This window comes from [Clostridium] aminophilum (assembly GCF_900101295.1).
Taxonomy (GTDB): Bacteria; Bacillota; Clostridia; order Lachnospirales; family Lachnospiraceae; genus Clostridium_R; species Clostridium_R aminophilum_A.
Map to the genome: position 1 here is coordinate 1 of NZ_FOIL01000071.1, position 12011 is coordinate 12011.

12 protein-coding genes are annotated in these 12011 nt (G+C 54.4%); all 12 read right to left on the reverse strand.

All coding sequences use genetic code 11. From position 1 onward, the window contains the following. A partial coding sequence (locus tag BMW41_RS14805; RefSeq protein WP_207646898.1) for a hypothetical protein occupies window positions 1-218 on the reverse strand: 218 nt, incomplete at its 3' end. Window positions 219-401: 183 nt separating this feature from the next. Then, window positions 402-1130, reverse strand: coding sequence for an amino acid ABC transporter ATP-binding protein (locus tag BMW41_RS12870; protein ID WP_074650541.1), 729 nt, complete (start codon window positions 1128-1130; stop codon window positions 402-404). 4 nt (window positions 1131-1134) lie between these two features. After that, window positions 1135-1914 (reverse strand): amino acid ABC transporter permease, encoded by a 780-nt coding sequence (locus BMW41_RS12875; protein ID WP_074650528.1) that lies wholly within the window; start codon window positions 1912-1914, stop codon window positions 1135-1137. A gap of 112 nt (window positions 1915-2026) precedes the next feature. After that, window positions 2027-3004, reverse strand: coding sequence for a transporter substrate-binding domain-containing protein (locus tag BMW41_RS12880; RefSeq protein ID WP_074650530.1), 978 nt, complete (start codon window positions 3002-3004; stop codon window positions 2027-2029). Between the two features lie 135 nt (window positions 3005-3139). Further along, window positions 3140-4165: a CPBP family intramembrane glutamic endopeptidase gene (locus tag BMW41_RS12885; RefSeq protein WP_074650531.1), complete on the reverse strand. Its 1026-nt coding sequence runs from the start codon at window positions 4163-4165 to the stop codon at window positions 3140-3142. Continuing rightward, window positions 4165-5808 (reverse strand): phosphoenolpyruvate--protein phosphotransferase, encoded by a 1644-nt coding sequence (gene ptsP / locus BMW41_RS12890; RefSeq protein ID WP_074650533.1) that lies wholly within the window; start codon window positions 5806-5808, stop codon window positions 4165-4167. Before ptsP ends, BMW41_RS12885 begins: the two co-directional genes overlap by 1 nt. A gap of 204 nt (window positions 5809-6012) precedes the next feature. Beyond that, window positions 6013-6270, reverse strand: coding sequence for an HPr family phosphocarrier protein (locus tag BMW41_RS12895; RefSeq protein WP_074650534.1), 258 nt, complete (start codon window positions 6268-6270; stop codon window positions 6013-6015). 158 nt (window positions 6271-6428) lie between these two features. Further along, window positions 6429-7358: a bifunctional riboflavin kinase/FAD synthetase gene (locus BMW41_RS12900; protein ID WP_074650536.1), complete on the reverse strand. Its 930-nt coding sequence runs from the start codon at window positions 7356-7358 to the stop codon at window positions 6429-6431. A gap of 9 nt (window positions 7359-7367) precedes the next feature. Continuing rightward, window positions 7368-8288, reverse strand: coding sequence for a tRNA pseudouridine(55) synthase TruB (truB, locus tag BMW41_RS12905; RefSeq protein ID WP_074650537.1), 921 nt, complete (start codon window positions 8286-8288; stop codon window positions 7368-7370). Then, window positions 8281-9252 (reverse strand): DHH family phosphoesterase, encoded by a 972-nt coding sequence (locus BMW41_RS12910; protein WP_074650539.1) that lies wholly within the window; start codon window positions 9250-9252, stop codon window positions 8281-8283. The genes truB and BMW41_RS12910 overlap by 8 nt, the downstream gene beginning before the upstream one ends. Window positions 9253-9254: 2 nt before the next feature. Then, window positions 9255-9659 carry a 30S ribosome-binding factor RbfA gene (rbfA, locus tag BMW41_RS12915; protein ID WP_031471162.1) on the reverse strand — a complete coding sequence of 135 codons (405 nt, stop codon included), beginning with the start codon at window positions 9657-9659 and terminating at the stop codon, window positions 9255-9257. 87 nt (window positions 9660-9746) lie between these two features. Next, a partial coding sequence (gene infB, locus BMW41_RS12920; RefSeq protein ID WP_074650540.1) for a translation initiation factor IF-2 occupies window positions 9747-12011 on the reverse strand: 2265 nt, incomplete at its 5' end.

A 12011-nucleotide genomic window follows, 5' to 3' on the forward strand; every position in this document is an offset into this window, starting at 1 on the left:
GATGCCCGTAAAAATCTTTTTATTCCTGTCAATATACTCCACTGCACACTGTTTAATGCTGTCCATATCTTCTCCTCTTCTGCTCTTTTTCTTTTGCCGGTCCAAAACGGAGCCCGGTATGTCCCTCCCCGAATTCCTTTTTTTTGTGTGGTATAAGGATTTTCGGAGAAATTTCCTATAAAAGAACAAAGTCCGCAAGCGGACTTCGGCTCCCCCATCCCCTCAGTCCTGAGGGGAGCCCCGCGGACTTTGCGCGCCGCCGCTGGTCACCGTTAGGTGACAGCTTCCTTACAGCGGCGTGCGCATCCTTGCGGAGCGTTTTTGTTTCATAGGGAATTTCGGAGAAATTTCCTATGAAACAAAAACAGCCGCCGGCCAGACACAGGCCGACGGCATCATCTTTACAGTACTTTACTCAGGAAATCCTTCAGTCGTTCGCTCTTCGGGTGATTGAAGATGTCGTCCGGAGTTCCCTCTTCGATCAGTCTGCCGTCTGCCATGAACAGGACACGGTTGCCCACTTCACGGGCAAATCCCATCTCATGGGTCACGCAGACCATCGTCATGCCTTCCTCGGCAAGCTCTTTCATAACGTCCAGAACCTCGCCGACCATCTCCGGGTCCAGCGCGCTGGTCGGCTCATCGAAGAGCATGACTTCCGGCTCCATCATCAGGGCCCGGACGATCGCCACACGCTGCTTCTGACCGCCGGAAAGCTGTACCGGATAAGCGTTTGCACGGTCGGACAGACCGACTCTCGCCAGAAGCTCCTTTGCTCTTTTCTCGGATTCCGCGCGGTCCGCATGCTTTACCATAACCGGCGCCAGCACAAGGTTCTCCAGAATAGTTTTGTGAGGGAAGAGGTTGAAATGCTGGAACACCATTCCCATATTCTGGCGGAATTTATCAATGTCAATCTTGGTGCCGACGATCTCCTCGCCCTTATAGACGATGGAACCGCCGGTCGGTTCTTCCAGAAGATTCAGGCTGCGCAGAAATGTGGACTTTCCGCTTCCGGACGGTCCGATTACAACCATGACGTCGCCGCGGTTGATGTCGACGGTCACGCCGTCCAGAGCCTTGATCTGTCCGTAATTATAGTGTTTTTTCAGATCGCGGACCTCAATCATTTTCTCAGCGTTTGTCACTTGCACGCATCCTCCTCTCGAAATACTGGATGATCTTTGATGTCGGGAAGCACAGGCAGAAGTACAGGAATGTCGCAACAATCAGCGGCTCCGGAATAATGAAGCTTGCGGACTGGATGCTCTTGATGTTGAACATGATATCCTGAACACCGATCGTATAGCAGACGGAACTCTCCTTGATGATGGTGACAAACTCGTTGGCTACCGCAGGAAGAATATTCTTGACCGCCTGCGGAAGAACGATTGTCATCATGGTCTGCTTCTTGCTCATGCCAAGACTTCGCGCCGCCTCGGTCTGTCCGGCATCGACGCCCTCGATACCGCCTCGGATGACATCACTCATGTATCCGCCGCTGTTCAGTGCAAGCGCAACAGCCGCCGGGAAAAACCGCTCGAACTGGATAAATCCGAGGAACGTAAACTTCGGAAGGGTGATGAATCCGAATACAACATAGTAGACAAGGAAGATCTGCACCAGCATCGGCGTGCATCGAACAAACTGCACATACGCTCCCGCGATCATCCTGACCGGGTTAAAACGGGCGAAGAATTCATGACGCTTCATCTGCTCAATGTTATCGGTCTGAATCTTTCCGAAACTGCGGAACGGTCGGATATCCGATAACAGCATCATCGCCAGAGCGAATGCGAGGAAAAATCCAAAGAATACGGTGCACAGGGACAGAAGTACGGTTACGATCAGTCCCTGCTGAAGCATTTTCCCGTAATCAAGGACAGAAAGAAGATGTTCCATGCTGATTACCATGGGTGCGGCCTCCTTTATAGACACAATGATTCCCCCCGGATGAAACCGGGGAGAATCGGACAAAAAGTGATCTTATTGATACATTATTTCTGTAAAAAATGTTGAAAAATGCTTACTGAGCCTTGGTGGTCTCTGCGGCAGCCTCTGTTGTCTCTCCCTCAGACTCTGCCTTCACCTTGCCATTCTCGTCAAGCTGACCCTGGTATACATTGGCGTCATCAGAAGCAAGCTCCTGAGCCTCTGTGACGAACTTGTCCAGAGAACCGTCCGCCTGAAGAGCCTTGATCTCTGCGTTGACCGCATCGAGAAGCGCCTGATTGCCCTTCTTTACCGCAACTGCAGAACCCTCGGTATCATACGGAACCTCCCATGCAATGGCAAGATCCGGGTAATTCTTTGCGTACTGCTCTGCTACCGCAGTCTCCATGAACGCACCTTCCAGTTTTCCGGTGGTCAGCTCGGATACGATGTCCGTAACCTTCGGAAGACCGATGATGTTGGCATCCGGAGTATTCTTCTCTGCGAGACCGTACTGAATGGAACCGGTCTGAGCGCCGACTGCAAGTCCCTTGAAATCCTCAAAGCCCTTGTACTTGTCCAGATTCTTCTTCGATACGCAGAAGCTCTGTCCGCCCTTGTAGTAGATGTCGGAGAAGTCAAATACCTTCTGTCTCTCCGGATCCGGGGAGAAACCGGAAATTCCGAGATCGATGCTTCCGTTCTGAAGCTCCATCAGAATTCCGTCGAAATCCATGGTTGCGAACTCAACTTCGAGGCCGAAATCATCTGCCATCTTCTGCGCAAACGCAATATCAAAACCGGCCAGCTTCGGCTCGCCGTCTTTCTCAATGTGATAGAACTCATACGGTGCGAAATCCGGGCTGGTACCGATCACGAGTTTTCCCGGCTTGATGGTCTCGAAAGAAACCTCTGCCTTCTTCTCCTCACCGCTCTGAGACTCTGCTGCTGCAGTTGTCTCCTCTGCCTTGGATGCCGCTGCGGTTGTTGCTGCCGCGCCGCTTCCGCCGCATGCTGCCATGGAAAGTGCCATTACTGCTGCCATTGCACCGGCAAAAATCTGTTTCTTCATAGTATTTCCTCCTCAGATAGTCTTCGATTCCTCTGCTTCATGAACTTTTGGGGTCATCTGCTGCGCAGAAGAATCATTTTTATGCACATTCTTTGCATAAATGCAACTTTTATTCGTCAAGCTACTGAATATGAATTATAACTCATATTTCTGATAAATCAAGGGATTTTTATGCATTACCGTCCGGATGCCGACAAGGAGCAGAAATGCGCTGGCCGCCGCCTGAAAAATGAGCTCTGCGCCCGCAGTTTGCACGGAAAGAAAGCATGCATCCGCCGCATTGTTCACCGCGTGGGCGGCAATCCCCGGAAGGATGGTTCCGGTCCGTATAAAAATTCCTCCGATGAGAAGGCCCATTCCGAGCGCCCATCCGATCTGTAGAACCGTCATGAGAAGTGGCTGACCGGCGAAAAGATTCCCCCCATGCGAGAGCGCAAAGATAACAGCACTGATCCAGACGGAGATCTGTGCCCGTTCCGCGGCAGAGTCATAGCGGTCTTCCCCGTTCTCGATCCCGCCTTCGTTCTCTTTTCCTACAGGATCATCCTTCTGCAATCCCTTCCCGTTCTCTTTTCCGCCGGAAATATCCTTCCGATGGTCCCCCTTGTTCGTCGGTTTCAGAATTCTCATGCACAGCCGGATCGCAAAGACCCGGAATGCCGCTTCCTCCGTCAGGGCAGCCGCGGCGGCAGTCACGGCCAGCGCACAGAAAAGATCCTCCCCCCTGCGGAGCGGCGTCCGGCTGCCGATATGAAGGAGAACTGTCCCGGCTGAAATCGCGAAAACAGGGAACAATTCCCGCATCCCCACACCGAAATTCCGCAGTGTATACGCCTTCCGGAAAGCTGCGCCGGGAGATCTCTGTGCATTTCCGTACGTTTTTTTACTTTCGCCGGACGTTCTGCGCCCGTTTTCCCGGCCGTCGGTGAGGCCCCGTTCCGGCCGGAACGCCATTCCGCAGCACGCATAAAACACAAACGGCATCACGATGCCGAGAATCAGCGTCGTGATACCGTATAAAACCGTGCCGGGGAAACTGGGCACCAGAAGCCTCGGAAGATACTCGAGGTTCAGGAAAATCGGTGCCAGAATTCCCGTCAGAAGAAAAGCCGGCCATCGGCGTTCAGACCGCCCGGCTTCATTTTCTCCCCTCGTATTCATTACTGCTCCTGCGGTTTGGAAAGGTCAATGCTGCGGATCTTCTTGCGAAGCGGCAGAACGCTTGTCGGGTTGACGCTGAGCTCATCGATGCCCATGCGCAGGAAGCTCTCGGTCAGCGAGAGATCCGCGCCAAGTTCGCCGCAGATGCCGACCCAGATGCCGTGCCGGTGTCCCGCCTCCACCGTCATGCGGATCGCCCGGAGCACTGCCGGATGATGGGTATCGGCAAACGGCTCAAGTTTTGCATTCTGACGGTCAATCGCACAGATATACTGTGTCAGATCATTGGTTCCGATGGAGAAGAAATCGCAGTTCTCCGCCAGTTCATCCGCACAGAATACCGCTGCCGGAGTCTCCACCATGATGCCGACCTGAACATCGCCGACCTTCTTGCCTTCGCTGATCAGGTCATTGCGGCAGATATCCAGAATCTTACGGCATTCATTGAGCTCCGCCGCGCTGATAATCATCGGGAACATGATCGCCAGATTGCCGTAGGCCGCCGCCCGGAGAAGGGCGCGGAGCTGAGTCTTAAAGAAATCTCTTCTGGTCAGGCAGATGCGGATCGCGCGGTAGCCGAGCGCCGGGTTCTCTTCCCTGTCCAGATTCATGTAATCCACCTGCTTGTCCGCGCCGATATCGCAGGTGCGGATGATGACCAGTTTCGGGGCCAGAGCCTCGACTGCCTCTTTATATGCCGCAAACTGCTGTTCCTCGGTGGGAGCGGTGGAGCTGTTCAGATAGACGAATTCCGAGCGGAAGAGTCCCACGCCGCCGGCATCATTCAGCTTTACCGCCTCAATGTCGGACGGGCCGCCGATGTTGGCGTAAACGTTGATCTTCGTTCCGTCGATGGTCGTGTTGGTGCGGCCCTTCAGTTCCTGGAGAAGGGCTCTCTGCTTGTCGTCTTCGATCTTTCTTGCCAGAAGATTCTTCCTCAGATCGTCGTTCGGATCGATATATGCGCAGGCATTGTATCCGTCGATGATCACCTCGTGACCGTCCCAGTCATCGGAGATCTCCTGACACTGCACCAGTGCCGGAAGATTCATGCTTCTGGCCAGAATGGCGGTGTGGCTGTTCAGACTTCCCTCTTTTGTGATCATGCCGAGGAGAAGAGACTTGTCGAGACGAACGGTCTCGGACGGAGCGAGATCATCCGCAACCAGAATTGCCGGCTCGCCTCCCTGCTTGCTTCCGAGGTCCATACCCAGCAGCACGCCGAGAACGGCATTTTCAATGTCGATAATGTCGGCGCTTCTCGCGCGAAAATAGGCATCTTCCATCTCGGCGAACACCTTCGCCTGATTGTCGAACGCGGTCTTTACGGCATACTCGGCCGTATGCTTTTCCTCGGAAATAATCTCATTGACCGCATCCACAAGATCCTCATCATCCAAAAGCATTGCGTGGACGCTGAAGATCTCCGCGCTCTCCTCCCCCGCGCTCTCGACGGCGCGGTCGTGAAGCTCGTTCTGCTGGTCAATCGCCGCAAGACGGGCCGCCTCAAAACGTCCGAGTTCCATCTCGACCTGCGCATCGTCAACGGTCTTTTCACTGATCTCGAACTTCGGCGCCTTGTAAACCTTGATCTTGCCCACCGCGATGCCGTTCAGTACGCTTTTTCCTGTAACTACCTGCATATTTTGTCCTCCAGGCTCTGACAGACAAGCTTGCCTGTCCATTGGAGCCGTCAATCAAAGTTTGAAAGTTTACTTTCAAACTTTTCCCTCCAGGCTCTGGCACAAGACAGATTGATCCGTGCTCGTATCTGAGCCGTCCAGTTTCATTTGAGAGATCCCTTTCAAACTTCCGATCTTTCTTACGATTTTTCTTCCGCTCTCTCTTCAGAGATTCTCGGCGATCTTCTTCCCGATCTCTTCCGCTGCCAGCTCCTCATCCTCGCCTTCGATGCATACTTTGATCGTATCGCCGCATTTCGCGCCGAGCTGCATCAGCTGGATCATTTTCCGCATATCCGCCTTCTCATCGCCTTTTTCCACGATGATCCGGCTGGAAAATTCTTTGGCAGCCTTTACAAGAACTCCGGCCGGACGTGCATGAATTCCGATCTCATCTTTGATTACATACTCAAATTCTTTCATACCGATTCTTCTCCTTTCGCCACCCGCTCACGGGTCCCTTCGCGCCGGATTCGGTCTGCGCAGGCAGACATCCTTCCTGATTGAATCGGGGCACCTTCCTGAATCTGCCCCCAAAACGATTCTGAACTGTACTTCTTATATTATAGCAAACGTTTATCTCAAACGTTTCTTTTTTCGTGTTCCTGTCTTCCGCGGATTTTATCGGAATCCACCTGCGCGCGGAGCTGATCCAGACTGTCGAATTTCATCTCCGGCCGGAAAAAATCCAGCATCCGCACTTCGATCGTTTTCCCGTAAATGCTCTGATCAAAGTCATAAAGAAAGGTCTCGGCACTGACCGGATGAAGCCCTTCAATGGTCGGCTTGCGCCCGATATTCGTCAGGCTCGGATACCACACTCCGTCCACTTCCGTCTCGGAGAGATAGACGCCGAATACCGGCAGATGTTTCTGCGCCGGCGGAAGGATATTCGCCGTCGGAAAGCCCAGGGTCGAGCCAAGATGCTGACCGTGCACCACCTCTCCGGAAATGCTGTATTCATATCCGAGGAGCTCGTTGGCTTTCCGGATATGACCTGCCGCCAGTTCTTCCCGCACATAGGTACTGCTGATCTCCCTCTCGCCGTCCATGAGCTTGTCCACGATCACGGCCCGGAAACCGTATTCCGGTCCCAGCTTTCGGAGAAGGGCCGCATTACCCGCACCCTTATAACCGAAACTGCAGTCCGTTCCGGCAATCACGGCTCTCGCGTGCATCTGGTCAGTGAGAACTTTGCGTACGAAATCTTCCGGAGACATGTGAGCAACCGTCGTGTTGAAGGGATATTCCACCAGATAGTCGATTCCCGCCTGTTCAAGGTTTCTGCGCCGCTCTTCGTTGGTTGTGATCATCGTCTGCATCCGGCCCGACATCAGCGAACCCGGTGCCGTCTCAAACGTAAACACCGCAGTCTTCATTCCCGCCTTGCGGAAACGGAACACTTCATCGAGAAGTTTCATATGCCCCCGGTGGAGCCCGTCAAATTTACCGATGGTCACCGCGGTCGGCTCTTCTATCTGAAACTCTCTTGTTCCGATTATATACTGCATTCCTGTCTCCTATTTAAAAATCCGTACTGCTTTCCATTTTTTTTCGTCCGGCCGATAGCCGTAGACACCGATAAAACGTCCCTGGCCGTCATACATCCGAACCTCGGCATCGTCTCCGTATCCCGTCGGGTCCAGAAACTCCGCGCCGAAGGGATTGCCGTTATCCAGAAGCCGGTCCAGAATCTCATTCTCCGAGCAAACGGCCGGAAGATCCGCCAGGATCCCGTCAATCGGGATCACCGCTTCCTCTGCGCGCCCTTCCCGGGCCAGCGTCTCAAGCTCTCCGAGCCGGATCGCGCGGTCAACCGCAAAGTTTCCGACCTTCGTGCGGAGAAGATGTTCCATGCAGCCGCCGCAGCCGAGTTTTTCGCCGATATCGTGACAGAGCGTCCGGATGTAGGTTCCTCTGGAGCAGGTCACGGTCATCGTAACGCGCGGCAGCGCAATGCTGTCCACCGTCAGGTCATAAATATGCACCGGACGGGCCGCCCTTTCCACCTCTTTTCCCTCGCGGGCCAGCTCATAGAGACGTTTTCCGTTTACTTTCAAAGCGGAATACATCGGTGGAATCTGCGCATAATCGCCGATAAATGACAAAGCGGCGTTTCTCACCGCCTCCTCCGTGAGTGCCCCGGACCGGATCATTTCATCCACATCCGAAGAGGCAGTTACCTGCCCGGTCGTGTCCTGCGTGTCTGTCACCTGCCCGAGCAGCATCACGGCCTGATAGGTCTTGTGTGTCTCGTCCGTCAGCATGCTCACCAGCTTGGTTGCCTTTCCGAGGCACACCGGAAGCACTCCCTCGGCCGCCGGATCCAGCGTCCCGGTATGGCCAATCTTCTTCATGTGAAGAATCCCGCGCATTTTGATCACCACATCATTCGACGTGAAGCCGGGCTCTTTGTAAATATTGATTACACCATCAAACATTCGGTTTATCCTTTTTGATTGCCTCCGCAACAGCGTTGGTGATCACCGCGGTCACCGTGTCCGCATCACCTCTCAGCGTGCATCCCGCCGCACGGATATGTCCGCCGCCGCCGTAACTCTGCGCGATGGCAGAGACATCCAGCCAGTGATTGGAGCGGAGAGAGGCTTTGAATTCGCCCTCTTTTCCCTCGTAGAGCAGCACCGCGCACTCGATACCGTCGGTGTTGCGCATCTGGTCAATGATGCCGTCCATATCCTGCGGACCGGCGCCATTGTCCTCCATATTGTTCCTGGTCACAACCGAGATCATGCAGTCGCCGTCCAGAATCCGGCGGCTCTTTAAGAGCGCGATGCCCAGCATTTTGTTCTGCACAAAGTTCCGGCGGTAAAAACTGCCGTCAATGATGTCGCCGAAGGGAATTCCCTTCTCCATCAGAAATCCCGCGGCATCCATGGTCGCCCGGGATGTGGATGAATACTTGAACACGCCGGTGTCGTGAATGATGCCGGTGTAGATGCACTCTGCCGTGCAGCGGCTGATTTTCTCCCCGTCAAGAAGGCCAAAGAGTACCTCCGCGCAGGAGCTCGCCTCCGGAACCACCAGATTCTCATCCGCGAATCCCGGGTTTGTCCGGTGATGATCGATACACAGGGTGTGGGCTGCCGTTTCAAAATACGGCAGGAACACGCCCAGACGCTCGGTATCACTGGAATCCAGGCTGATGCAGAGATCATAGGTTCTTCCCTCTTCATATTCGGTCCGAATCTCCTCAAAACCGGCGAGATAGGAAAATTTCTTCGCCGGATCGTCGAGATAGAGATCCACCTTCTTCTCCGGATAGTTCTCTTTCAGATAATTGTACAATCCGAGCGTCGAACCGATGGCATCGCCATCCGGGTGAAGATGCCCCAGAAGCACAATGTTCTCACGGTTCTCCAGCGCGGAAATCAGAATATTGCCCATCTTTATTCCTCGGATTCATTTTCCTCTTCCGCATCGGTTCCGGTGCTGTTTGCACGGTCATTCTCCGTCACCTCATCGATGAGCTTCGACATGCGGACGCCGTACTCGATTGAGGTATCCAGAACAAACAAAAGCTCCGGAGTGTTTCTGAGATTCAGACGTTTTGCCAGTTCGGAGCGAACGTGGCCGTTCGCATTTTTCAGTCCCTGCATGGTCGCCTTCTGCTCTTCCTCCGAGCCGAGAACGCTGACAAACACCTTGCAGTATTTCAGATCAGCGGTCACTTCTGCGGTCATAACGCTGGCCATCGGGCTGATCCGCGGATCCTTCAGGTCGCGGATGATCATGCTGAGTTCCTTCGCAACCTCCCCGTTGATCCGGTTATTTTTCACGCTGTTTCTGCGCATATAATCGTTCCTCCATTTGCTTTGCAGGGAGTCCCTGCGGAAATTGCACTCTACATTTTCCCGGAACTCCCTGCAAGCTGTCTGTCTTTATTCCTGAGCCGCCTTCGCTGCTGCAGCTGCCTGCGCCGCCTTGGCTGCCTTTACTTTATCTCTCGGAACTTCGACCATCGCGTAAGCCTCGATCTGGTCGCCTTCCTGTACGTCGCTGAAGCCTTCAAATACAACACCGCACTCGTATCCGGCATTGACATCCTTGACATCGTCCTTGAAACGCTTCAGGGACTCAATGTTGCCGTCAAAGATCTGCTTGCCGCCGCGGGAAACGCGGGCCTTGCAGCCTCTGCTGAACTTTCCGTCCAGAACATAGGTACCGGCGATCATGCCGACCTTGGATGCCTTGAATACCTGACGAACCTCGCCGTGACCGATGATCTGCTCCTCATATACCGGCTCGTACATACCGCTCATCGCGTCGCGGACATCGTCGATTGCCTGGTAGATAACCTTGTAGAGACGCACATCAACCTTCTCATGCTCGGCGAGCGCCTTTGCGGTCGCGTCCGGACGTACGTTAAATCCGATGACAATCGCATTGGATGCGGATGCAAGGCTGATATCGGACTCGTTGATCGCGCCGACACCGCTGTGGATGATCTTTACCAGAACCTCGTCGTTGGAGAGTTTCTCCAGAGACTGGCGAACCGCCTCGACGGAACCCTGAACGTCCGCCTTGACTACGATCGGCAGTTCCTTTACGGTTCCGGCCTTGATCTGGCTGAACAGATCGTCCAGAGACAGTTTCATCTTGGTCTCTTCGATCAGCTTGTTCTTATGCTCTGCGATAAAGGTCTCGGCAAAGCTTCTTGCCTCCTTCTCGCTGTCGAGTTCCATGAATACCTCACCGGCCGCCGGAACATCGTTGAAACCGATGACCTCAACCGGAGTGGACGGACCTGCTTCCTTCAATCTGCGGCCGTTCTCATTGGTCATTGCACGAACCTTACCGTAGCAGTGGCCCGCAACGATCGGATCGCCGACGTGAAGCGTACCCTTCTGAACCAGAACGGTCGCAACCGGACCGCGGCCCTTGTCAAGGCTCGCCTCGATGATCAGACCTCTTGCATTTCTCTTCGGATCTGCCTTCAGCTCGGAGATCTCCGCAACCAGAAGGAGTTCCTCCAGAAGGTCCTGAATACCCTGACCGGACTTTGCGGAAACCTCCACAACCGGAACATCTCCGCCCCAGTCCTCGGTCAGAACGCCGTACTGGGAAAGCTCCTGCTTAACCTTGGACGGATCTGCGCTCGGCTTATCGATCTTGTTGATCGCAACGATCATCTCAACCTTTGCCGCCTTGGCATGGTTGATCGCCTCCACGGTCTGCGGCATTACGCCGTCGTCCGCTGCAACGACGAGAACCGCGATATCGGTCGACTGCGCGCCTCTCATACGCATGGCGGTAAATGCCTCATGTCCCGGAGTATCCAGGAAAGTAATCTTTTTCTTGCCGTCCGCAACCTTGACTTCAACCTGATAAGCACCGATTCTCTGGGTGATGCCACCGGCCTCTTTCTCGGTTACGGCTGTCTTACGGATTGCATCCAGAAGGGATGTCTTACCGTGATCGACGTGACCCATTACGCAGACAACCGGCGGTCTCTCAACCATATCGGCCTCGTCCTCTTCATCCTCTTTCAGGAGTTCCGCGATGACATCGACAACCTTCTCCTTCTCGCAGAGGATATCGTAGGCCATGGCGATTTCTTCCGCCTGATCATAGGTGACACCGGTATTGATGGTAACAACCTTGCCCTGCTTGAAGAGGTCCATGATCAGGGTAGCCGGCTTCATCTTCATGTGCTCTGCCAGCTCACGAACCGTCAGCTGCTCCGGAATGGTGATCACTTTGATCTTCTCTTCCTTCGGCTCCGGCTTACGCTGCGGCTTTACCGGACCTCTCTGATCCTGTCCGTTTCTTCCCTTTGCGAACTTCTCTTCCTCGCGGTCGAAACGGCTTCCCTTCTCACCCTTATAGTTGTTGCGGTTCTGCTTGGAGTTCTGCTGTTTCTGCAGCGGCTTCTCCTCGTATCCTCCGCGGGAAGCGCTCTGTGAAGCTGCGCCTCTGCCCTGGAAACCGCCGGAGCGTGCGCCGTCATTTCTGCCCTGATAGCCGCCGGAGCGTGCGCCGCCGTCTCTGCCTGCCTGATAGCCGCCGGAACGTGCGCCGCCGTCTCTGCCCTGATAGCCGCCGGAGCGTGCGCCGTCATTTCTGCCCTGATAACCGCCGGAACGTGCGCCGTCATTTCTGCCCTGATAGCCGCCGGAGCGTGCGCCGTCATTTCTGCCCTGATA